This is a genomic window from Providencia vermicola, assembly GCF_010748935.1.
In the GTDB taxonomy this organism is placed as follows: Bacteria; Pseudomonadota; Gammaproteobacteria; order Enterobacterales; family Enterobacteriaceae; genus Providencia; species Providencia zhejiangensis.
This window is the reverse complement of sequence record NZ_CP048796.1, coordinates 3653073-3676803: the sequence shown is the minus strand read 5'-3', so window position 1 is coordinate 3676803 and position 23731 is coordinate 3653073. Positions and strand designations below refer to the sequence as shown.

Here is a 23731-nt window from a genome sequence, read left to right as displayed (position 1 = left end):
GTGAAACGACTGCCAAGAGTAGTATGGATGACCACGGCTATCGTGCTGCTGCTTTGTGCATTGCTGTTAACAGGGCTACGTTTCTTCTTACCGAATGTTAATCATTATCAGCAAGGCATTATTGCTTATATTGAAAAAAATACTGATATCTCACTACAAATTGGTGAGATAGAAGGTGCTTGGCAATCTTTTGGACCTGTTTTTACCTTGAGGGATGTGGTTGTTCATAACCCTGAGGTTGATGCAACAGCCAGCAAAATTGCGATTGAACTGGATATTTGGCGCTCTATTCTTTCTTTAACATGGCGTTTTCGAGATATTACCTTTTATCAACTTGATGTGGATTATAAGGTGCCTTTTAGTTTCGAAGGCAGCGCTGAACCGATCGATAGCGACGGCATTGAAGGGCTATTTTTAAAACAGTTTAATCATTTTACGCTGAAAAATAGCCAACTCACATTTCTCACTCCTTCAGAACAAAAAACGACGCTTATTTTACCTGAGTTAACATGGCTTAATGAACAAGAGCGTCATCGTGCTCAAGGCTTTGTTAGCCTAGAGACGATTAATAAGCAGCATGGTTTTTTGCAGGTCAAACTGGATGTGAAAGATAAAAATGGCATCTTGAGTGACGGCACTGTCTATCTGCAAGCCGATAACATTGATATGCAACCATGGCTTAGCCGGTGGTTACGCGAAAATACAGGATTACGCGACGCTAATTTCAGCTTATCTTCTTGGGTGAGTATTAAAAATAATCGTATTGATAGCGGGTTACTACAGTTACGCCAAGGTGAAGCCAACTGGGGAGAGGCTCCTTTAGCCCAGAACCTACAAGTTAATGATTTATTGATTCGAATGAGAAGACAGGGTGAAGGATGGTTATTTAACATTCCTGAGCTAAATACATTAAAAACAAACGAATATATTTGGCCAAATGGCAGTGTTTCGGTGCTGTATCTTCCCTCATCGATGAAATATAACCAACAAGACCATTGGCGTATCCGAGCTAAAAATATTGAGCTAGAACGCTTAAGTGAAGTATTACCCACGTTCTCATTTGTAACTCCTGAAACGGTACAAGATTGGCAGCACCGCCAACCTAAAGGGGTGTTATCTGCTTTTTCTTTGGATATCACGCCAGAACAACTCGACCATACGCAAATCGATATGGACTGGCAGAATGTTAGCTGGAAAAAATGGAAGCAATTGCCTTCAGTTGACCACTTTACCGGGGTTTTAGTGGGCAATATGCAACGAGGTGTTTTGGATGCCTCACTAGAAAATAGTGAAGTTGACTATGAGCCAGAATTTAAAGCGCCGTTTAAAGTGAGCAAGGCGGTTGGGCGTTTTTATTGGCAAAATGATGACAGCCAGTTCAGACTATGGAGCGATAGCATTGATATCCAAGCTATCTCAGTCTGGGCTAACGGCCAATTTAACTTTTTAACCTCGAAAAAGCGTGATGAGAGTGACCTGAGCATATTAGCTGGCATTAGTGTGACTGATGCTGGTGATGCATGGCGCTATTTCCCTCAAAAACTGATGGGGCAAGAGCTAGCGGATTACTTATCCAAAGCCATCATTGCAGGGAAAGTCGATGAAGCTACTCTGGTGTTTAAAGGGGACCCTGCACATTTTCCATTTTATGGTAACGATGGACAGTTTCAGGTATTCGTACCATTACATAATGCCACGTTTGAATATGATGAAGGCTGGCCTGCGCTATTTGACCTTGATATTAATCTTGATTTCCAACGTTCCAGTTTGGCGATGCGTGCCGAAAAAGTTAAATTGGGCGATGCGATTGCGACAAATTTAACGGCAGACATTCCTGAATATCAAGATGAGATGCTGTTTATTAATGCGGATCTCGCGGGGACAGGTTCTCAAATTCAACAATATTTCACCACAACACCAATGAAACACTCGATTGGTGACACACTAGACGAATTACAAATTGGCGGTAGTGTGAAAGGGGAGCTTGGATTATCCATTCCACTATCGGCAGGTAAAGAGGTGGTTGCCAAAGGGCAGGTTTATTTAGATAAAAACGACCTATTTATTAAGCCAATTGCGAGCAAACTGACGGCGCTAAGTGGAAGTTTCCAATTCAATAATGGCAACTTAGTTGGCAACAGGTTAGCAGGGCATTGGTTTGGTCAGCCGGTAGCAATAGACTTTTCCACTCAGGATAACCCCAAAAATTATCAAGTAAATGTGGATTTGAAAGGAAATTGGGAACTCGCAAAGATTGCGCAATTGCCTGACTCCATAAAACAAAAGCTTGCTGGCAGCAGTGATTGGAGCAGCCAAATTGAAATATTATTACCGAATGCGGCAAGCGAAAAAATGGCACTGAAAGTCGCTTTCAAGGCAGGGCTAGATAAATTAAAAAGTCGTTTACCTGCTTTGGATGACCATTTATTAAAAGAGTTAGGTTCAATGAATGCGACGGCTCAAGGCTCAACGGACCACCTTGTGATTGGCGGTGATATTGGTCAACGTGTTGGTTTTAATAGCCAATGGGATTTGAGTGGAACGAAATTAGGGTTAGATAAAGCGACAGTCGCTCAATGGCAGGGAAAAGCCCCCGAATTACCTAAGTCATCGACGTTATTGGCAGATTTACCGCCTATCACTAACCCAAATTGGTTTAAAACCCTTGATACCCTATTTTCACCAAAACAAAAGAGTCAGCCATTCGATATTCGCTTACCTGAGACGGTGACGGTGAAAACACCTTCCCTGTCTTTAGGTGGTCAGGCATGGAAAAACATAGATCTTTCATTCAGCTTGTTAGCTGAAGAGCAACTGATAAAGGTTTCAAGCGAAAACCTGAAAGGTGAACTCCAGATCTTTGCTAATCAACCATGGGCACTAAATATCGATTATCTGTATTACAATCCAACCGCATTTCCGGGACAACAAACCACGAGCAGTAATGATAGCGCTTCATTTGATTTTAGCTATTGGCCTGAAATGACGATTCATTGCCAAGATTGTTGGGCAGGTGGACAAAAGTTAGGCAAGATCAACGCTCACTTGCTGCCTCAAGGTAATACCTTGCAACTGAGTGGTGGAACATTAACCAATAGCGTCAATCAATTAAAATTAGATGCAGTTTGGCAAAGTGGCCAACAAAATCGGACACAGATTGCAGGCTCACTAAGCGGCGAGCAATTTGATAATACGGCAGCCTACTATGGTGTTTTAGTGCCAATTATTGATGCACCTTATACCATTGACTTTCAATTAAACTGGCAAGATGTTCCATGGTCTCCAGATATTGCCACCCTTGATGGCAAATTGTCGACCAAGCTAGGTAAAGGTGCGATTGCTAAAATGGGCGGGGGAAGAGCTGGGCAGTTGTTACGCCTTGTGAGCTTTGATGCACTATTGCGCAAGCTTCAATTTGATTTTCGCGATACCTTCAGTAATGACTTCGACTTTGATTCAATTAAAGGCAGCGCCAAGATCCATAATGGTATCCTATCAACAAAAGATGTATACATTGATGGGTTAGTGGCAGATATTGCGTTAAGTGGGGAAATTGATTTGGTGAAACGCCAAATTAATGGTGAAGCAGTAGTGACTCCCGAAATATCTGCTACAGTAGGAGTAGCAACAGCATTTGCAGTTAACCCATTTGCAGGAGCAGCAGTATTTGCTGCATCAAAAGTCCTTGGTCCGTTATGGAGCAAAATTTCTGTAATACGTTATCGTGTAACAGGAAGCTTGGATGAACCAAAAATTGATGAAGTATTGCGTCAGCTAAAGGAGACTCAAGAGTAATGAAAAATGGCAATGTTGCACTTTTGCAGTTATGCAGCGGTAAAAATACTAAACATAATTTGGCACAGATTGAGCAGCAAATTAAGCAGTTGCCAGAGACTGTTGAGCTAGTATTGACACCTGAAAATGCATTGTTGTTTGCGGATGCGGCGACTTACCGTAAGCAAGCTGAAATAGAAGGACAAGGTCCTCTGCAAGAAGCTATCGCGACGATGGCAAAACGCTATAAGGTATGGATCCTCATTGGTTCAATGCCATTGATTAGCCGTGAAGATCCTGAGCGGATTACGAGCAGCAGTATTTTAATCGACTCCCAAGGAAAAATTCAGGCGCGTTATGACAAAATTCATATGTTTGACGTGAATATTGAAGATGAACAGGGGACTTATAATGAGTCTGTGATTTATCAGCGCGGCGAACACATTACAGTGGTGGATACACCCGTCGGTCGCTTAGGGATGACGATTTGTTATGATCTTCGTTTCCCTGGCTTATTTCAGGCTTTGCGTGAGCAAGGTGCTGAAATTATTTCTGTCCCTGCCGCTTTCACACGTTATACCGGCAAAGCACATTGGGAGCCATTGTTAAGAGCAAGAGCGATTGAGAACCAATGCTTTATACTCGCACCTGCTCAGGTTGGTGTGCATGGAACCCGTAGAACATGGGGACATACCTTAGCCGTTGATGGCTGGGGCAAAGTAATGAAAAAGAATGTTGATGCTGTCGCTTCAACAGTTTTAAATATTCAAACAGAGAGTCTACATGGGATGCGGGAGCAAATTCGAGTGGTAAAACATAACCGCTTTAGACCGCAACTAACGTCATTGATTAAAAAAGAAACAGAAAAAGAGTAAACACTATGAGTTTAGCTTCTGTCAGCGAACATTTGCTGGCTGCCAATGGTCTTGACCACCAAAAACTGTATGACACATTAGGTTTATTATCTGAGCGTAAGCTCGATTATGCCGATCTTTATTTTCAATCGAGCTATCACGAAGCATGGGTGTTAGAAGATCGTATTATCAAAGATGGCTCTTATAATATTGACCAAGGTGTTGGTGTTCGAGCTGTAAATGGTGAAAAAACAGGATTTGCCTATGCAGATCAGATTTCGTTGATGGCATTACAACAAAGTGCGACAGCTGCACGTAGCATTGTTAACGAACAAGGTCATGGCAAATCACAGATTTTAACCGAGGTAGATTACAAGAAGCTATACTCGGCAACGGACCCACTACAAAGCTTATCTCGCGAAGAAAAAATTGCCTTATTGCATCGCGTCGATCAGGTAGCCCGAGCGGAAGATCCTCGCGTGATCGAAGTTAATGCAAGCCTTACGGGTGTTTATGAGCAGGTACTCGTTGCTGCGACTGATGGAACATTAGCGGCTGATATTCGCCCCCTGGTTCGTTTATCAGTCAGTGTGCTAGTGGAACATGAAGGTAAGCGCGAGCGTGGCGGTAGTGGCGGTGGTGGTCGCTACGGCTATGAGTATTTCCTTGGAATTCATCAAGGTCAGGTGCTAGCAGAGCAGTATGCTAAAGAAGCGGTGCGTATGGCGCTGGTTAATTTATCTGCAATAGCTGCGCCTGCGGGTATGATGCCTGTTGTATTGGGCGCGGGCTGGCCGGGAGTCCTCCTTCACGAAGCGGTTGGGCATGGTTTAGAAGGTGACTTTAACCGCCGTGGCACTTCTGTGTTCTCTGGGCAAATTGGTGAATTGGTCGCCTCTCCGCTTTGCACTGTTGTTGATGATGGAACCATCGCAGGTCGCCGAGGGTCCTTAGCTATTGATGATGAAGGTGTTCCTGGTCAATATAATGTGTTGATTGAAAACGGAGTCTTGAAAAATTATATTCAAGATAAGTTGAATGCACGTTTGATGGGGGTTGCGCCAACAGGGAATGCTCGGCGTGAATCGTATGCGCATTTACCGATGCCGCGTATGACGAATACCTATATGCTAGCAGGCTCTTCAACACCTGAGGATATTATTGCTAGTGTGGATAAAGGCATTTATGCACCTAATTTTGGTGGTGGCCAAGTCGATATCACTTCGGGTAAGTTTGTTTTCTCCACATCTGAAGCCTATCTCATTGAAAAGGGTAAAATTACCTCGCCTGTTAAAGGCGCAACTTTGATTGGCTCTGGCGTTGAAGCCATGCAGCAAATTTCCATGGTAGGCAACGACCTTGCGCTTGATAAAGGGGTTGGCGTGTGTGGTAAAGAAGGGCAAAGTGTTCCTGTTGGGGTTGGGCAGCCGACACTGAAACTGGATAAAATGACCGTTGGTGGTACAGCTTAAACGAGAAGCCAAGGAGGGTAATGATGAATAAACGTATTATTTCTATGCTGTTGATGGCTGTGTTGATCGCACTTAGCTTATATTTTAATGCGGGCGAGCAACAAGAGAAAAAGCAGGCTGAAAAGCCTGCTTCAACATCAGAGCAAGCAATACAGAATCAACATGTTCAACAAATAGATGAGCTAACAAAACAAGCCAATGTGGTGGGGTATATGCAAAAACACCATCAATTGCCCCGTTTTTATGTCACTAAAAAGGAAGCTCGTCGGGCAGGATGGAACCCTAAGCAAGGCAACTTGTGTGATGTGCTCCCAGGTAAAGCTATCGGTGGTGACCGTTTTTCAAATCGTGAACAGCGTTTACCTATTGCACCAAATCGCCAATGGTATGAAGCTGATCTGAATTATAACTGTGGGCATCGCGGTGCCGACCGTTTGCTATACTCCTCAGATGGCATGATTTATATCACGCGAGATCACTACAAAAGCTTTCAAGAAATTAATTAAAGAGTATTGATATGAGCCGTCCTGTTGTTATCTTTAATTTTCAACAAATTAGTAGCATTGAGGATTTTTATCGCCAATTTGAGCTGCAATTTTCATTGCCAGATTGGTTTGGTAAAAACCTTGATGCGTTGTGGGATAGTGTGTCAGCAGGTATCGAATTGCCTGTTACTATCGTCTTTACTCATCTTAGCGATGAGCAAAAATCGACGTTTGACGATATCATCGCGATGATGCACGATGCGCATGATTTATGGGGGGATGACCTAATATTTGTGTGTGAAAATGATGATGAACAATCAGGCTGTGAAAAACAGATCTAACTATTGAGAAAATCTGCTTCCCATTTTTCTCAGCTAAAAACGCTCTTTTCAATGCGATGTATGGAAGAAAGCCATACTAAGATCCCACAAAAATTTCCCCAAACGATAAGATATCGCTAATTTTTTAAATCATGATCCTCCGCCCCTCCTCCCGTCGATAAGTGGGGGGCTCAAGCACGATGAGAGATCAAAAATTGGGATATATTGGTAATTGACGGGCTCTTTGAGGAGTCAACGATTATTGAGGCAGCCATCCCCATAGAGAACCTTAAAAAGGTATTATGGGTGCATATGACGTTGATATAAAAGAAGCGAAGTAGTGCTTAGAGGGACACTATTTTTGACATCTTCCCCTATATCTCACTCGGTATAGGGGAGGATAATTTACGCGCTTTCAGATAGCTCTTTTAGGTATTGGAAGATTTGACGGAAAGCTTTCGGCGGTTTGTTACTTTCACGTTCTTTCTTGGCGTTGCGCACGAGCGCTCTGAGCTGTTGTCTATCTGCATGAGGGAATAGAGTAACCACTTCTTCAATCACACTGTCGCCATCTTCAACAAGGCGAATACGTAGGTCCTCAAGCTTATGTAGAATGACAACCTGCTGGTTATGACGATTTTTTAGTTTATCTAATGCTTCAGTAATAGGATCAACATCACGGGAACGTAGCAACTTGCCAATATATTGCAGTTGACGACGGCGACCTTCACGCTTAATTTTTTGTGCCAGTTCAATGGATTCAAGTAACTGAGCATCGAGTGGAATGCGCTCAAGTTCACTTTTGCTTAATTCAACGAGCTCCGCGCCCAGTTTTTTTAGAATTTCAGCATCGCGCTTAATTTCACTTTTACTGACCCAAATGATCTCATCATCGTCTTCATCTTGTGGCGCTGGTACATCATCCAGCCAGTCTTCAGGCTGTTTGGCCATATCTCAATTTCCTTTTTACAGAACGCAGCGATGTAATTACATGACCTGCCGCGTTGTGGATGTTAACATTCATATATTATGTATTGTAACTGGGAAAAAGCCCTGATGACTACCCGACATTTGTGAGTTGGTGTAAAAAAGCCAGGTTTACCCCATTTTATGTGGATTGAGTCGATGAATTTAACTGAACAAGTCAGTGAACAACGTAAAAAACTGGAAGATGCGGTCGCACAAGCGCTCTCTTTTGCAAAAAGCCGTTGTGATGCGGCTGAAGTCGCGGTGAATAAAAGCACTGGAATTAGTGTCAGTACCCGCCAAGGTGAAGTAGAGAATGTTGAATTCAATAGTGATGGGGCGCTGGGGATCACGGTTTATCACAATCAACGTAAAGGTAGTGCGTCTTCTACCGATTTAAGCCCAGCAGCCATTGAACGCACAGTACAAGCCGCTGTCGATATTGCTCGTTATACGTCGGAAGACCCTTGTGCTGGCCCTGCTGAAAAATCACTACTCGCTTTTGAAGCGCCTGACCTACAATTATTTCAGGCTAGCGACATTACACCAGAGGAAGCGATAAAGTTAGCATCACAAGCCGAGATGGCAGCGCTTCAGGTCGATTCACGTATTGTGAATACGGAAGGTGGCAGCTTTAATGGTCATTATGGTGTTCGCGTGTTTGGTAACTCACATGGTATGCTACAAAGCTATTGTTCAAGTCGTTATTCTATGTCGAGCTGTGTGATTGCGGAACAAAATGGTGATATGGAACGCGATTATGCTTATACCATTGGACGCAGCTTGAGTGCTTTGAAATCACCAGAATGGGTGGGGCAAGAGTGCGCTCGTCGTACATTGGCACGCTTATCACCAAGAAAGCTGCCAACAATGAAGGCTCCCGTTATTTTTGCTGCTGAAGTGGCGACAGGGCTGTTTGGTCATCTTGTTGGGGCAATCAGCGGTAGCAGTATTTATCGTAAATCCTCTTTCTTATTGGATAGCCTTGGCAAGCAAATTTTGCCTGAATGGCTAACCATCAATGAACAGCCTCATTTAATCGGTGGACTCGCCTCATCACCATTTGATAGTGAAGGTGTGCGTACTACCGAGCGCAATATTATTGAAAAGGGTGTGCTGCAAACTTGGTTGATGACTTCCTATTCAGCTAGAAAGTTGGGGCTACAAAGTACAGGGCATGCAGGGGGCATCCATAACTGGCGCATTGCAGGGCAAGGTTTATCATTTGAAGCGCTGTTAAAACAAATGGGCACAGGCCTAATTGTCACTGAATTGATGGGGCAGGGAGTCAGTGGGATCACGGGGGATTATTCGCGTGGTGCCTCCGGTTTTTGGGTCGAAAATGGTGAGATCCAATACCCAGTGAGCGAAATTACTATTGCGGGTAACCTCAAAGAGATGTGGGCGAATATGGTTACTATCGCAGATGATATTGAAACGCGAAGCAATATTCAGTGTGGTTCAGTACTACTGCCTGAAATGAGCATTGCAGGCCAATAATGGCATTATAGCGAGCATTTGTTGTATAAAGGAGTCTGAGGAGCGATTGCTCCTCAGTTTTTTGCTCACAATAGGATATGTTTATATGGTAGACCCCATTCGAGTAACATTAAATCGTAATGAATATATACGGTTCAATAACTACTGCTATAAAAATAATTATTTTTATAAGGGGAAAAGTTCGTCCATTCCTTTGGTGATGTTTATCATTTTTATTGTTGTATTTGTGGTGGCGTTGCAACTGCTTAACATCACATTGGCCCAAATTTCGATGGCATTGCTTATTTCACTGTGCTTATTTTTATTTATAGCTGCTCGAATATTACAGACCTTTCGGTGTGCAATACCTGATCCCGATAGCTTACTTTTTTCTGAAAAGCAGTATTATTTTGATGAACAAGGCATTCATGAAACCAGCGAATATGGCTCTTCATTTATCAAGTGGGAAAAATTTAAGTTTATCCGAACAGATGGCGACTTGTTATACCTGTTTTTTGACCGTGTCAGTACCATTATTATTCCTGCTCGTTGTTTTGTATCGACAGAGGAAAGTCAACAGTTTGTGCATATGGTAAAAAAACATGCCACGAATTTGTTGATGGAATGAGTTGAGTCACCCATCTTTAGAAGTGATGAAATGGGGATTGAAAAGAGTGAAGGTGATACGGTAAGGCAAAATGTGTTAGGCGCCCTTATGGGCCCTAACACAGTACTAGCGCGTTATCGGGGCATTAACGGTGAAACTCACCAGCCGCTTCTGGCTGATAAATAATTTCAAGTACTCTAACGCGAGTTTCAACACCATTAGGTAATGCCCAACTGATCTCATCATTGACACGTAAACCAAGTAAAGCAGCGCCAATGGGGGCCATTACAGAGAGTTGTTCCGCACTATCTTTTAATGATGCTGGATAAACCAACGTACGCGTGCGTTCTTCATTGCTGATTAAATCAAGAAAACGCACAGTACTGTTCATTGTGACGACGTCAGCAGGAATTTCCTGTGGTGACAGGATATCTGCACGATCAAGTTCATCATTCAATGCGTCAGCAACTGGGGTACCTGCATAAGCAGCTTGTTCCAATAGTGCGTCTAGGCGCTCTGCATCTAAATCATTGATAATAATTGTTGGCTTTGTCATACCACACTCCAATAGAGACGTACAAAGCAAACACCCCCCACCCAATAAGGTAGGGGGTGTCGCTGTGATAAAATTGTATAAAATATTAGGCTCTTCAAGCTCCAAAAGGAAGAGATCATGATCACGATCTCTGAGCCAATAGTTGTAAAACAACTGATATTTAGTTCGTAAATAATTGGTTGATTATACTAACTTTCATCAAATCCACTTTCGAACAGGTTAATTATCGCGGATAAAGCCTGATCTTCATCAGGGCCGCTAACCTCAATATCAATGGTACTTCCTTGCTCTGAGTCTAACATCAACATCGCAATAACGCTATCCGCCTCAGCCTCGATATGATTATTATTGCGTAAAATAACTCTAGAGTTAAATTTTTGAACTAATTCATAAAGTAACATTGCCGGCCTAGCATGCATGCCAAGCCGGTTTTTTAAGGTGATGGTCGCTTTTAGTGTCATTATTTCCGTTTTTCTAACGTTCGGTGGCGGGACTGTACGTTTTTGCCGCGGGAACGAAAATAATCAGCTAGCTGTTCAGCAACATAAACAGAACGGTGTTTACCGCCAGTACAGCCTATAGCGACAGTCAGATAACTACGATTATTTGTTTCAAGCATTGGCAGCCACAATTCTAGGTAGCTGCGTGTTTGATAAATAAAGTTATGGACCTCAGTATGCCTATCTAAGAATGCAGCAACGGGGCGATCTAACCCTGTCATTGGGCGTAATTTAGGATCCCAGTGCGGATTGGGTAAAAAGCGGACATCAAAAACATAATCCGCATCGATAGGGATACCGTGTTTGAAACCAAAAGATTCAAACACCATGGTGAGCTCACGTTCACGTTTGCCCATTAAACGTGTTCTCAACATCTCTGCTAATTCATGCACTGACATTTCAGAGGTGTCTATCACTAAATCAGCACGAGAGCGTAGTGGTTCTAACAGCTCGTTTTCTTCATCTATCGCACTCTCTAGCGATAAATTTTTACTGGAAAGAGGATGTAACCTACGCGTATCGCTATAGCGGCGAATTAATGTGTTGCGATCAGCATCCAGAAACAAGAGTTGAGGCGAAAAACTAGCAGGTAATCTATCTAATGCCTCTTCAAAGATCTCTGGGTTATCGGGCATATTACGCACATCAATGCTCACAGCGGCTGAAATATTACGATCTGCGAGTGAATTGGCCAGTTCTGGAAGCAGCACAACCGGCAGGTTATCCACACAATAGAAACCCATATCTTCCAGCGCACGTAAGGCAACGGATTTTCCCGAACCGGAACGGCCGCTGACAATCATCAGCACCATGAGCTAACTCCCTTTTGTTTCTTTTCGATGATCATATGATCTCGATAGTTGAATCGAACTTTTGCTTACTTATTAAAACATCACAGTTTATGTCAGTACAGCTATATAGAAAATATCAAAATTTTATATACATGTAACCCTGTGATGACAAAGTCATTCAATTATAGATTACTCAGTAATAATACTATATAGCTCAGCGTCGCTTTGTGCCGATCTTAGACGCTTACAAAAAGATTTGTCTGCTAATTTTTTGGCGATTAACGATAACGTGTGCAGGTGTGTTTTGCACTGATCGGCAGGCACAAGTAATGCAAAAAGCAGATCGACAGGTTGATTGTCGATGGCATCAAAGGCAATAGGCTCTTCAAGATGCAAAAAAACGCCAACAGCTTGCGTATGTTCACCTTCTGCTAACTTACCGTGAGGAATGGCGATCCCACTACCAATACCTGTTGTTCCGACTTTTTCTCTGGTGAGTAATGCTTCAAATACCGTATTTTCCGGTAATCCCAACTCTGCGGCAGCGAGTTCACTAATAATCTCGAGGGCCCTTTTCTTGCTAGTACAGACAAGGTTATTACGTGTACAGGCTGGTGATAATACGGCGCTTAATTGGATTTCTATATCACTGTTCATTTTATTGTTCGCTTAGGACTACAAAACCAGATAGCGGGGTACGCTATCTGGTTTTAATTATTTATTGGTCATAAATCACTGAGTGATTTCACCATAAATAGACTAGTGTTGTCTCAGTTTTTCTTTATGTTTGGTTAACTGGCGTGACAATTTGTCTACCAGTAGGTCGATTGCTGCGTACATGTCGTTTTCTTCAGCTGACGCATGGAGTTCTGCACCATTCACCTGCACAGTTGCTTCAGCAATCTGCTGAACTTTTTCAACTTTTAAAACGACTTGAATACCATTGATACGATCAAATAATTGCTCCAATTTTTTGATTTTTTTCTCAACAGTTTCACGCAATGCAGGGGTGACTTCGATATTGTGTCCAGTAATCTGAAATTCCATACAATCTTCCTTACTTTGTCAATTAAACCAACTTTTTACGTTGATTTGAGGGCGGAATAGATAACGATTCACGGTACTTAGCGACAGTTCGACGAGCAACCTGAATGCCCTGTTCGGCCAGCATGCTGGTCAATTTACTGTCACTCAATGGTTTTGCTGGATTTTCAGCAGCAACCAGTTTTTTCACTAACGCACGTATTGCCGTTGAGGAAGCTTCTCCTCCAGTATCGGTACTCACATGGCTAGAGAAAAAATACTTCAATTCAAAAATTCCCCTAGGGCTATGGAGATATTTTTGCGTTGTGACTCTCGATATTGTCGATTCATGCATATCGACCTGATAAGCAATATCAGCCAATATCATGGGTTTCATATATTCATCGCCGAGTTCGAAAAATTCTTGTTGCTGTTCAACAATGCAAGTTGCGACTTTTAACAAGGTCTCATTGCGACTTTCCAAACTCTTAATCAGCCATTTAGCATCCTGCAAATTGCTACGAATATACTGTGAATCACTTTCGCTTACTGAATCTTTTATCAGTGAAGCATAGTGATTGTTAATACTTAGTTTAGGGATGCTATCTGTATTTAATTCAACTTGCCAGTGTCCATTGATTTTTTTCACTAAAACATCAGGAATGACATATTCAGACTCTCCGGTATTGATGGATTGGCCGGGTTTGGGATTCAACGTCAATATCAGATCAATAGCGGTTTTTAGTGCATCTTCTTTTAATCGAGTCAGCTTAGTGAGCTGGCGAAAATCGCGATTTGCCAGTAAATCGATGTGTTGGCGAATAATCGTGCGAGCTTCCTCTAACCCAGGGGTATTTTTCGGATAGAGAGATAGCTGAATGAGTAAACATTCTTTAAGGTCTTGTGCCGCCACTCCAAGGGGATCAAAATGTTGGATTCGTTTTAAAACCGCGCTCACTTCTTCCAAAGTGATATCAGGGTTATCAATACCTTCATGGATATCGGTAATTGATGTGGTGAGATAGCCTGAATCATCAATAGAATCAATAATTGCTGTCGCAATAGCACGATCCGTATCGGTAAAAGGAGTTAACTCGGATTGCCACTGCAAATAGTCCTGTAGGGTTTGTGTCGTTTCCCCTTGGTAGACCGGTAATTCATCGAAACTGTAGTCGTTGCTGGTGCCTGAAGGTGTGCCAGCGGTGTAAATCTCATCCCAATTGGCATCCAGTGGGAGCTCATCGGGCATATCACCCTTTTCGAGTGCATCTTTGGTATCGATTTCGCTACTATCAGTGTCGATATCGATGTCATCCAGCGAATCTAATTCATTGGCATTTTCTTCTTGTTCTAGAAGGGGGTTGGTTTCTAGAGCGAGTTGGATTTCTTGTTGTAGCTCAAGTGTAGAGAGCTGCAACAGGCGGATAGCCTGTTGCAGTTGGGGTGTCATTGCAAGTTGCTGACTGATTCTGAGCTGCAAACTTTGCTTCATGAATGGTCTTTTATCTCCATCTCAAAAATATATTTGTCATACAACCAGTGACGGTATCGCTAGCGAATGTTGTTGACCTGCTTTCTGATTTATTAAGACATTCAACAAATCGTGTCTCTGTCACCTAGCGATGCTCGACTTATTTTAGAGTCTATGACTAATAACTTATAGACGGAAGCCTTCCCCTAAATAAACGCGTTTGACTTGTTCATTTTCGAGGATCATCTCAGGTGTTCCGTGTGCTATCAGGTGCCCTTGGCTCACAATATAAGCTCTTTCACAGACATCGAGTGTTTCTCGCACGTTATGGTCGGTGATCAACACGCCCAGACCATAGTCACGTAAATGTTGGATGATTTTTTTGATATCCAATACTGAAATTGGGTCAACACCAGCAAACGGCTCATCTAACAAGATAAATTTCGGATTCGCGGCTAATGCGCGAGCAATTTCAACACGGCGACGTTCCCCACCTGACAACGATTGACCAATACTATCGCGCAAATGGGTGATACTAAACTCTTCCATTAGCTCTTCAGCACGTGTTTTACGTTGGTCTGAATTTAAGTCATGACGTATTTCTAGCACTGCCATCAGGTTATCATAAACGCTCAAGCGGCGAAAAATTGAGGCTTCTTGAGGCAGATAGCCAATACCACGGCGTGCGCGTTCATGAAGAGGCAACAGGCTAATATCTTCGCCATCAATGGTAATCTTACCTGCATCTCGCTGGACGATTCCGACCACCATATAAAAGGTGGTCGTCTTACCCGCACCATTAGGACCAAGTAAACCAACAATTTCACCAGACTTCACCTCAAGGCTGACATCTTCAACGACCTTGCGTTTTTTATAGGCTTTTGCCAGATTCTCAGCGGTTAATGTCGCCATAACGATTATTTACTCTTTCCGTTGTTTGCCGCGGGGCCTTTCTCTTGTAACTGTGATGGCAATAATACTGTGGTGACGCGTTTGCCTTTATCGCTAAATGCTTCCATCTGTTGTGTCGGCACGATATAGGTAATTTTATCACCCTTAATATTGCTATCTAACTGCTCAAGATAGGCATTACCTGTTAATGTCAGCAGTTCTTTATCCACTTCGTAGCGTGCTTTCGCTGCTCGGCCTTTAATTGGCTTACCATCATCTTGTAGTTGATAGAACGTTACTGGATTACCAAACGCTTCTATCGTAATTTTGTCAGAGTTACTGCTAGGACGCGTAACCACGACTTTATTGGCTCTGATATCAATAGAACCTTGTTTAATCACAACATCATCTGTAAATGTGGTGACATTTTTCTCTAAATCAAGGGACTGCTTGACTGAGTTAATTGTCATCGGTTGTTGTGTATCAGATTTTAATGCGGAAGCTGGTACGCTAAGAGCAAAAATTGCGCTGGCAACGGCTCCTTGAATAAAACGCTTTTTATTTACTTGATTCATTTTTTTGCTCTTCTTTTTGTAGCACGTAATGAGTTTTTACATCTTCAATTAACTCTGCGGTTCTTGAACGCAGGTTACCGCGCATTTTTAAACCAGTAGAATTAAGGCCTTGCCCGATGATGGTAACTTTATCATCCGATGAAACATCTTGTGTTATCAGATTAACGACAGCACTTTGGGTTGAAATTCGCTGAATTTGTGAATCAGGGCTTAAACTATCGACTTGGACATCGTCATACAAATAGAGCACTCTATCATTCGTCAGTTTGGCCTTGAGTGACCGCACAGTCCATGTCGGTACGCCTGCTTCGTTATAAGTTGTCAAAACAGGGTTAGTAAACCAAGTGAGTTTGTCTGCCGTATAATTATCAATTTTATCTGATACAAGTTTATAGGCCAAATCACCTGCTGGATTATAGACGAATGTCACTGAATCATCAGTTTGATAATTAGGTTGACTGTTATCTATAACGCCTGCTGTTGGGGTGCTGGTATCATAACCAGCGAGGTTCCAACCGATCAGGCCAAGTGCTATCAAGGATAACAGGATAATTAACCACTTTTTAGCGTTACTCATGGGTGTCTTTATTCTTTAAATCGATAAGCCTTTAGCTTCTTCCAGTTTATTTTGAGCAATAAGGATCAAATCGCAAAGTTCACGAACTGCTCCTTTACCACCACCAATGCGTGTAACGTAATCGGCTTTTGGTAGTAGCAATGGGTGTGCATCAGCAACCGCTACAGATAGCCCAACTTTTGCCATGACAGGCCAATCAATAAGATCATCTCCGATATAGGCTGTCTCTTCCGCGCTTACTTTTAGTGTATCTAACAGTTCATGATACGCCAAAAGCTTATCGCTCTGTCCTTGGTAAAGATATGTAATACCGAGTGTCTTTGCGCGATCTTCAAGCAATTTTGCCTTTCTGCCAGTGATAATGGCCACGTCGATACCCGAGGTCAATAAACAGCGAATACCGTAACCATCACGCACGTTAAATGCTTTCAGCTCTTCGCCGTTATTTCCCATGTAAATTTGGCCGTCAGACATGACACCGTCGACATCACAGATTAACAATTTAATCTTAGCGGCTTTTTTTAAAACATTTTGGGTTACAGGACCGTAACACGTGTCCTGAAAGTGCGGATCCATAATCATTCCTTTTCTTTATACAACACCAGCTTGTAAAAGGTCATGCATATGTAAAACACCGACTAGCTTATTACCTTCTGCGACCATCAATGAAGTAATATGTTTAGACTGCATAAGGTTAAGTGCTTCTACCGCTAACATATTCGGGGTTATTTTGATGCCACCTGGCGTCATCACATCGGCTATTTTTGCGTTGTTAAGATCAATACCCATATCGAAGATGCGACGCAAATCACCATCTGTAAAAATACCAGCAATATTCATCTCGTCATCACAAATCACAGTCATGCCTAATTTTTTGCGAGTAATCTCAATTAATGCTTCACGTAACGTCGCTGTTTGTGGAATATGAGGAATATCATCACCGACATTCATTAAATCACGAACTAATAATAAAAGTTTGCGCCCAAGTGCGCCACCAGGGTGAGAAAGTGCGAAATCTTCCGGCGTAAAGCCTCTCGCGGTGAGTAAGGCAATCGCTAATGCATCCCCCATCACCAGCGTTGCGGTGGTACTTGTGGTAGGGGCCAAGCCTAATGGGCACGCTTCTTTTGGCACTTTTATGCAGAGGTGAACATCGGCATATTTACCCATATTACTATTAGGGTTATTGGTCATGCAGATCAATGGAACTTTAATTCGTTTTAAAACAGGCAATAGCGCTAGGATTTCACTCGATTCACCAGAGTTAGAAATTGCCAATACAATGTCTTTATGGGTAATCATTCCCAGATCGCCATGGCTAGCTTCGCCAGGATGCACAAAGAAAGAAGGTGTACCTGTACTGGCCAAGGTTGCTGCAATTTTTCGCCCAATATGACCCGATTTTCCCATACCCATAACAACGACCTTTCCTTGGCAAGCAAAAATGCGCTGACAAGCGTGGGTAAAATCATCGTTGATATATTGTTCTAAATTTTTTAGGCCTTCACTTTCGATATGGAGAACTTCTTTGCCTACTTGCTGAAAATCGATGTTTGACATTTTCTGTTCCATGCGTAGCTTTTCAGTTAATCGGATTAGCGAGCGCGAATTGTATAACGAATACTTACTATCAGTAAGTGCTTTGTCAAATCAGTCGAATATTAATTATATTTTAATCAATGATGACTGGCGGAGATTAACAAAAGCTTAAGTCAGTGGCTCTCGGTATTCATTAGCATCATAAACCAAATAAAGAATGATGAACTTTAGTATTCTCAACGAATAACAAATTTTTAAAGTCTAAGAGCTATCTGCTTCAATTGCGCAAAAATAATGTTTAACTATTAATAATTCTGTTGTCGTATGTATCTTTTAGATATAAAAAAACACATTTTTCACACCAATAACGCTATTTAGAACGTTATAATACTATAAATAAAATCAGATGTGATATTAGACGATTTTTGGTCTATTTTTCTGTAAAATCGCGAGCCTAGCGCTTTGAGAAAATAAAAATTGATGATGTGACGGGCTATCAAACAAATGCAAACAAAGACAGACAACTTAATCGAAGTGCGTGACATGTCTTTTACTCGTGGCAATAGGAAAATATTTGAAAATATTAACCTAACAGTACCACGGGGTAAGATAACGGCAATTATGGGGCCATCGGGAATAGGGAAAACCACGCTATTACGCCTTATTGGCGGCCAGTTACGCCCAAATCAAGGTGAAATTTGGTTCGATGGTGATAATATTCCGGAATTATCACGCTCAAAACTGTATCAGGCTCGTAAAAAAATGAGCATGTTGTTCCAGTCTGGGGCGCTGTTTACTGATATGGATGTTTTTAACAACGTAGCATTTCCTTTACGTGAACATACTCGCTTACCGGAATCATTGATCCATACTACGGTCATGATGAAGCTAGAAGCGGTAGGTTTACGAGGGGCTGCAAAATTGATGCCTTCAGAGTTATCGGGGGGGATGGCAAGACGAGCAGCTTTGGCTCGAGCTATCGCACTTGACCCTGAGCTAATTATGTTTGATGAGCCTTTTGTTGGACAAGACCCCATTACGATGGGCGTGCTAGTCAAATTGATTGATGAGCTGAATCAAGCATTAGGCGTGACCTGTGTGGTGGTTTCTCATGATGTGCCAGAAGTGCTTAGTATTGCTGACAATGCCTATATCGTTGCTCAGCAGCATGTGATTGCACAAGGGACTGGTGATGAGTTAAGAGATAACCAAGAACCACGCGTTAGGCAGTTTTTAGATGGTATTGCTGACGGGCCTGTACCATTCCGTTTCCCCGCCAATGATTATCTGGCTGATTTATTAGGGTAAAATAAGATGATAGTAGAGGCAATCGCTGCCTTCGGACGTCGGTGGATTGAAATTTTTTCGGCTTTTGGGCGAGCCGGCTATATGCTGTTTCGTTCATTGTTTGGAAAACCCGAATTTTCCAAACAATGGCCACTGTTAATTAGGCAATTGTACGCTGTTGGTGTGCAATCATTGTTAATAGTTGCAGTTTCAGGGCTATTTATTGGTATGGTGCTTGGGTTACAAGGCTATCTTGTTCTAACAACCTTTAGTGCTGAAGCCAGTCTCGGAATGATGGTGGCATTATCGTTATTGCGTGAATTAGGGCCTGTCGTGACAGCACTGCTGTTTGCAGGGCGTGCTGGCTCTGCATTAACCGCTGAAATCGGCCTGATGAAAGCGACTGAGCAAATATCAAGCCTTGAAATGATGGCTGTCGACCCCTTACGTCGAGTGATTGCCCCGCGTTTTTGGGCTGGCTTTATTAGTATGCCATTGCTATCACTTATCTTTGTTGCAGTAGGGATCCTCGGTGGTGCATTGGTTGGCGTTGATTGGAAAGGGATTGATGAAGGCTTTTTTTGGGCTTCAATGCAATCTTCTGTTGATTGGCGCATGGATATTGTGAATTGCTTTATCAAGAGCCTTGTCTTTGCCATCACAGTCACTTGGATTGCATTGTTTAATGGCTATGACGCTATCCCAACATCGGAAGGGATAAGCCGAGCGACAACACGAACCGTTGTTCATGCATCACTCGCGGTTCTTGGTCTAGATTTTGTACTTACAGCACTGATGTTTGGGAACTAAGTCATGCAAAGTAAAAAAAGTGAAATATGGGTAGGTTGTTTTATGCTGCTGGCAATTGCAGCAATTGTTTTTCTATGTCTAAAAGTGGCTGATTTAAAGTCAATTGGTAGTCAATCCACCTATCAGGTTTCTGCCTCTTTTGAAAACATTGGTGGCTTAAAAGAAGGTTCCCCAGTGAAAGTGGGCGGTGTTGTGATTGGTAGAGTTGCAAGCATTACGCTGAATAAAGATAACTATGTGCCTGATGTGAAAATTGATTTGTTGAGTGAGTATGACAACATTCCAGATTCAAGTTCGTTATCTATTCGTACTTCTGGTTTGCTAGGAGAACAATATATTGCAATGAATATTGGCCCTTCTGGTGAAGAATTAGGAATTGAAACCCTTAAAGATGGGGGGCGCTTAGAAGATACTAAACCTGCGATGGTATTAGAAGATCTGATAGGGCAGTTCCTATATAAGAGTGGAGATAGTCAAGGTGCTGATCCTACAGCAAATTGATTCGACATTAATACGGATTTAGAAGGAATAATTTATGTTTAAGCGCTTAATGATGATAGCCATGCTGGCGATTGCACCATTTGCAATGGCGATTGACCAAACCAACCCCTATAAACTCATGGATGAAGCGGCTGAAAAAACGTTTACACGATTGAAGGAAGAACAGCCTAAAATCCGTAAAGATCCTAACTACTTACGAACTATTGTTCGTGAAGAGCTGCTGCCTTATGTACAAATTAAATATGCGGGAGCACTCGTACTAGGAACTTACTACAAAAATGCAACGCCTGCACAGCGTGAAGCATATTTTGCCGCTTTTGAAGCTTACCTTGAACAAGTCTATGGCCAAGCATTGGCGATGTACCATGGTCAAACGTATCAAATAGCGCCAGAGCAGCCTCTTGGCGATAAAAATATCGTCGCGATCCGAGTCACCATTATCGATCCTAATGGTCGCCCGCCTGTGCGCCTAGACTTCCAATGGCGTAAAAATAGCAAAACAGGCCACTGGCAAGCTTATGATATGATTGCAGAGGGTGTCAGTATGATCACCACTAAGCAAAATGAATGGGGCGATATTTTACGTAAACAAGGTATTGATGGTCTAACAAAACAGTTAGAAATCAGTGCGAAAGCACCTATTACTCTGGATGAGAAATAATCACATGAGTCATGCGCTTACGTGGGACACCGCATCGTCAACAGTTAAACTATCTGGCACATTAGGCCGAGAGTCTTTGCTCGTATTTTGGGAGCAGCGTGAGACTTTGTTATCCCAAGTTGAGCAAATCGATGTGTCAGGCTTGGATCACGTTGACTCAACTGGACTCGCTATGTTGGTCCGTTTAAAAGGTGAGTTTGAGCAGCAAAAACGCTCACTACAAATAGTGGGAATGAGCGATAATTTAACAACCTTGATGGAACTGTATGGCGTTAAGTCATTATTGCTAAGTTAAGGTCAGTTTGTGTAAAAAAAGCGCCTCTGCGTGTTTTTATGCACCGGGGGCGTTTTCTTTGGTTTAAGATTTGTTTCGGATCCTTTAGGATAGACGTCTATTTATACCAAAATCGATGATGATAAAATTGAGTCATATATGGAAACCAACGAAATAAAACAAGTATTGATGGACAAGCTATCTCTGGATGAGGTGATTGTTAATGGTGATGGCAGCCACTTTCAGGTTATTGCCGTCGGTGCCATGTTTGAAAATATGAGCAGAGTCAAGCAGCAGCAAGCTGTTTATGCTCCTTTGATGGAGTATATCGCGGACAACCGTATTCATGCGCTTTCAATTAAGGCATATACCCCAGCTGATTGGGCACGTGACCGCAAGCTAAACGGTTTTTGATAAAAAACTGCGAACAGTATTTAAAATCTATACTCAAAACTATCTCGGGTTGCATGCAGTGAGTCAATAAAGATAGCACTAGGCGTAAGGAACGCGATAGTCCTACTTTTCTGAAGACATTTGCAATCCGAAATAGGATGAATATGAATACGAGAGTAACCGAATGGATAAATTTTTAGTTAAAGGGCCCACTCGTTTAGAGGGTGAGGTGACAATCTCCGGTGCCAAAAATGCTGCACTACCAATTCTGTTCGCTGCGCTACTAGCCGAAGAGCCAGTAGAAATACAAAATGTCCCTAAACTTAGAGATATTGATACGACTATCAAACTTCTCAATCAATTAGGAACCAAAGTTGAGCGCAATGGTTCCATTTATGTTGATGCAAGACATGTTACAGAATATTGTGCTCCCTATGATCTAGTTAAAACTATGCGCGCATCAATTTGGGCTCTTGCGCCGTTGGTTGCACGTTTTGGTCACGGGGAAGTTTCATTGCCAGGTGGTTGTGCTATCGGGGCACGTCCTGTTGACCTACATATTTCTGGGTTAGAGCAACTTGGCGCACACATTGTATTAGAAGATGGCTATGTAAAAGCGACCGTTGATGGCCGTTTAAAAGGCGCTTGCATCGTTATGGATAAAGTCAGTGTGGGCGCGACTGTCACCATTATGACGGCAGCCACATTGGCAGAAGGGACAACGACGATCGAAAATGCTGCCCGTGAGCCAGAAATTGAGGATACAGCTAACTTCTTGAATACGTTAGGTGCCAAAATTACTGGTGCGGGTACTGACCGTATTGTTATTGAAGGGGTTGAACGGTTAGGTGGGGGAACTTACCGTGTGTTACCCGACCGCATCGAAACCGGCACTTTCCTTATTGCAGCAGCTGTTTCAAGAGGAAAAGTGATTTGCCGCAATGCCTGTCCAGATACACTGGATGCTGTTTTGGCAAAACTGCGTGAAGCAGGTGCTAAAATTGAAATCGGTGACGATTGGATCAGCCTTGATATGGAAGGTAAACGTCCTAAAGCTGTGACGTTACGTACCGCACCACACCCAGGTTTTCCGACAGATATGCAAGCTCAATTTAGCCTTTTAAACCTAGTGGCTGAAGGGGCTGGTATGATCACTGAAACCATTTTTGAAAATCGTTTTATGCATATCCCTGAACTTATCCGTATGGGTGCTCATGCTGAAATCGAAAGCAACACAGTGCTATGTCATGGTGTTGAGAAACTGACGAGCGCGCAAGTTATGGCAACGGATTTACGTGCATCTGCAAGTTTGGTGATTGCGGGTTGTATCGCAGAAGGCACGACGACAGTTGATCGTATTTATCACATTGACCGTGGTTATGAGCACATTGAAGATAAGCTACGTGGCTTAGGTGCGAATATTGAGCGTATCCACTCTGAAGATTAAGGGTGCTGTTGCCAATACAGAAGAAAGTCTACATTTTGCTTGCCCTTTACGAAGGGCTTGCTTCACTTTCAATCCCTTTATTCGTTTAAAAGGTGATTCTGGTCGCTTAAGGCCGAGTATGGGGCTGAACATACGTTTCAATGCCCAGTAATGACTCCTAATCACATTATTGTGATATTTAATTTGTTGATGCTCGCCACTTACCGTGAGCATCTTCTCCCCCTCAAATGAACCTGTATTTATCACTTTTGATATGCCTCCTTTTACCTTTAATTGCAGACGTTAATTAACAAAGAGAAAAGAGAGCTTGGTCCTGCAAAATAAAAGCTAAGGCCAAGACGATTATTTTTGCTATTAACAGCGTTAATATAGATAACGTGAGATTTGATTAATTTTTTGCTGAATTCTCATTTGACTATAAATTTCATGATTTGATTGAAGGAGGCCAACAACATCGCAGTTGTTTGGCTATTTTTAG

General features: G+C 42.5%; 26 protein-coding genes. 14 read left to right on the top strand and 12 right to left on the bottom strand.

Annotation, left to right across the window (positions count from 1 at the left end):
- Genes yhdP through G3341_RS16605 form a run of 5 tightly spaced genes read left to right on the top strand, consistent with a single transcriptional unit; the run spans position 1 to position 6926 of the window.
- On the top strand, positions 1-3795 hold the full coding sequence (gene yhdP, locus G3341_RS16625; protein WP_163863010.1) for an AsmA2 domain-containing protein YhdP: 3795 nt from the start codon (positions 1-3) through the stop codon (positions 3793-3795).
- Positions 3795-4649 carry a deaminated glutathione amidase gene (gene nit1, locus G3341_RS16620; RefSeq protein ID WP_154624886.1) on the top strand — a complete coding sequence of 285 codons (855 nt, stop codon included), beginning with the start codon at positions 3795-3797 and terminating at the stop codon, positions 4647-4649. The genes yhdP and nit1 overlap by 1 nt, the downstream gene beginning before the upstream one ends.
- A 5-nt stretch (positions 4650-4654) precedes the next feature.
- Entirely contained in the window at positions 4655-6100 is a 1446-nt protein-coding gene (gene tldD, locus G3341_RS16615; protein ID WP_163863009.1) for a metalloprotease TldD, read from the top strand.
- Between the two features lie 23 nt (positions 6101-6123).
- Entirely contained in the window at positions 6124-6606 is a 483-nt protein-coding gene (locus G3341_RS16610; protein ID WP_154624911.1) for a ribonuclease domain-containing protein, read from the top strand.
- 11 nt (positions 6607-6617) lie between these two features.
- Positions 6618-6926, top strand: a complete 309-nt coding sequence (locus G3341_RS16605; RefSeq protein WP_154624888.1) for a barstar family protein — start codon at positions 6618-6620, stop codon at positions 6924-6926.
- A gap of 384 nt (positions 6927-7310) precedes the next feature.
- On the opposite strand, the gene yjgA is transcribed toward G3341_RS16605, so the two are convergent.
- Positions 7311-7856, bottom strand: a complete 546-nt coding sequence (gene yjgA / locus G3341_RS16600) for a ribosome biogenesis factor YjgA (RefSeq protein ID WP_163863006.1) — start codon at positions 7854-7856, stop codon at positions 7311-7313.
- A gap of 174 nt (positions 7857-8030) precedes the next feature.
- Here yjgA and pmbA point away from each other — a divergent pair, with 174 nt between their 5' ends.
- The gene (gene pmbA, locus G3341_RS16595) at positions 8031-9371 is read left to right on the top strand and encodes a metalloprotease PmbA (RefSeq protein ID WP_154624890.1); all 1341 of its coding nucleotides are present in this window, start codon (positions 8031-8033) and stop codon (positions 9369-9371) included.
- Between the two features lie 85 nt (positions 9372-9456).
- A complete protein-coding gene (locus G3341_RS16590; protein ID WP_163863004.1) occupies positions 9457-9978 on the top strand; it encodes a YcxB family protein in 522 nt (173 codons plus the stop codon).
- A gap of 124 nt (positions 9979-10102) precedes the next feature.
- Here G3341_RS16590 and rnk read toward each other — a convergent pair whose 3' ends face one another.
- The 11 genes from rnk to kdsD form a co-directional block, all read right to left on the bottom strand.
- Positions 10103-10513 carry a nucleoside diphosphate kinase regulator gene (gene rnk / locus G3341_RS16585; protein WP_154624892.1) on the bottom strand — a complete coding sequence of 137 codons (411 nt, stop codon included), beginning with the start codon at positions 10511-10513 and terminating at the stop codon, positions 10103-10105.
- Positions 10514-10701: 188 nt separating this feature from the next.
- Entirely contained in the window at positions 10702-10974 is a 273-nt protein-coding gene (gene npr / locus G3341_RS16580; protein WP_154624893.1) for a PTS phosphocarrier protein NPr, read from the bottom strand.
- Positions 10974-11825, bottom strand: a complete 852-nt coding sequence (rapZ, locus tag G3341_RS16575) for an RNase adapter RapZ (protein WP_154624894.1) — start codon at positions 11823-11825, stop codon at positions 10974-10976. The genes npr and rapZ overlap by 1 nt, the downstream gene beginning before the upstream one ends.
- 168 nt (positions 11826-11993) lie before the next feature.
- Positions 11994-12461 carry a PTS IIA-like nitrogen regulatory protein PtsN gene (gene ptsN / locus G3341_RS16570; RefSeq protein WP_154624895.1) on the bottom strand — a complete coding sequence of 156 codons (468 nt, stop codon included), beginning with the start codon at positions 12459-12461 and terminating at the stop codon, positions 11994-11996.
- A 102-nt stretch (positions 12462-12563) separates the two neighbouring features.
- The gene (gene hpf, locus G3341_RS16565; protein ID WP_154624896.1) at positions 12564-12851 is read right to left on the bottom strand and encodes a ribosome hibernation promoting factor; all 288 of its coding nucleotides are present in this window, start codon (positions 12849-12851) and stop codon (positions 12564-12566) included.
- Between the two features lie 22 nt (positions 12852-12873).
- Complete coding sequence (gene rpoN, locus G3341_RS16560; RefSeq protein ID WP_154624897.1) at positions 12874-14319, bottom strand: RNA polymerase factor sigma-54; 1446 nt, start codon at positions 14317-14319, stop codon at positions 12874-12876.
- Positions 14320-14484: 165 nt separating this feature from the next.
- Entirely contained in the window at positions 14485-15210 is a 726-nt protein-coding gene (gene lptB, locus G3341_RS16555) for an LPS export ABC transporter ATP-binding protein (RefSeq protein WP_154624898.1), read from the bottom strand.
- Positions 15211-15215: 5 nt separating this feature from the next.
- Positions 15216-15764 (bottom strand): lipopolysaccharide ABC transporter substrate-binding protein LptA, encoded by a 549-nt coding sequence (gene lptA, locus G3341_RS16550; RefSeq protein WP_154624899.1) that lies wholly within the window; start codon positions 15762-15764, stop codon positions 15216-15218.
- Positions 15748-16341 (bottom strand): LPS export ABC transporter periplasmic protein LptC, encoded by a 594-nt coding sequence (gene lptC / locus G3341_RS16545; RefSeq protein ID WP_154624900.1) that lies wholly within the window; start codon positions 16339-16341, stop codon positions 15748-15750. Before lptC ends, lptA begins: the two co-directional genes overlap by 17 nt.
- A 15-nt stretch (positions 16342-16356) precedes the next feature.
- A complete protein-coding gene (gene kdsC / locus G3341_RS16540) occupies positions 16357-16917 on the bottom strand; it encodes a 3-deoxy-manno-octulosonate-8-phosphatase KdsC (RefSeq protein ID WP_154624901.1) in 561 nt (186 codons plus the stop codon).
- 15 nt (positions 16918-16932) lie between these two features.
- Positions 16933-17901 (bottom strand): arabinose-5-phosphate isomerase KdsD, encoded by a 969-nt coding sequence (gene kdsD, locus G3341_RS16535; RefSeq protein WP_154624902.1) that lies wholly within the window; start codon positions 17899-17901, stop codon positions 16933-16935.
- Positions 17902-18384: 483 nt separating this feature from the next.
- Between kdsD and mlaF the strand changes: the two genes are divergently transcribed.
- The 7 genes from mlaF (at position 18385) to murA (ending at position 23253) form a co-directional block, all read left to right on the top strand.
- Positions 18385-19188 carry a phospholipid ABC transporter ATP-binding protein MlaF gene (gene mlaF, locus G3341_RS16530; protein ID WP_154624903.1) on the top strand — a complete coding sequence of 268 codons (804 nt, stop codon included), beginning with the start codon at positions 18385-18387 and terminating at the stop codon, positions 19186-19188.
- 6 nt (positions 19189-19194) lie between these two features.
- On the top strand, positions 19195-19977 hold the full coding sequence (gene mlaE, locus G3341_RS16525; protein WP_154624904.1) for a lipid asymmetry maintenance ABC transporter permease subunit MlaE: 783 nt from the start codon (positions 19195-19197) through the stop codon (positions 19975-19977).
- A gap of 3 nt (positions 19978-19980) precedes the next feature.
- Positions 19981-20478, top strand: a complete 498-nt coding sequence (gene mlaD / locus G3341_RS16520; RefSeq protein WP_163863002.1) for an outer membrane lipid asymmetry maintenance protein MlaD — start codon at positions 19981-19983, stop codon at positions 20476-20478.
- Between the two features lie 34 nt (positions 20479-20512).
- Positions 20513-21139: a phospholipid-binding protein MlaC gene (gene mlaC / locus G3341_RS16515; RefSeq protein ID WP_163863000.1), complete on the top strand. Its 627-nt coding sequence runs from the start codon at positions 20513-20515 to the stop codon at positions 21137-21139.
- A gap of 4 nt (positions 21140-21143) precedes the next feature.
- Positions 21144-21434: a lipid asymmetry maintenance protein MlaB gene (gene mlaB / locus G3341_RS16510; protein WP_154624907.1), complete on the top strand. Its 291-nt coding sequence runs from the start codon at positions 21144-21146 to the stop codon at positions 21432-21434.
- 138 nt (positions 21435-21572) lie between these two features.
- The gene (gene ibaG / locus G3341_RS16505; protein ID WP_154624908.1) at positions 21573-21827 is read left to right on the top strand and encodes a BolA family iron metabolism protein IbaG; all 255 of its coding nucleotides are present in this window, start codon (positions 21573-21575) and stop codon (positions 21825-21827) included.
- Between the two features lie 163 nt (positions 21828-21990).
- Complete coding sequence (murA, locus tag G3341_RS16500; protein ID WP_154624909.1) at positions 21991-23253, top strand: UDP-N-acetylglucosamine 1-carboxyvinyltransferase; 1263 nt, start codon at positions 21991-21993, stop codon at positions 23251-23253.
- Positions 23254-23731 lie beyond the last annotated feature (478 nt).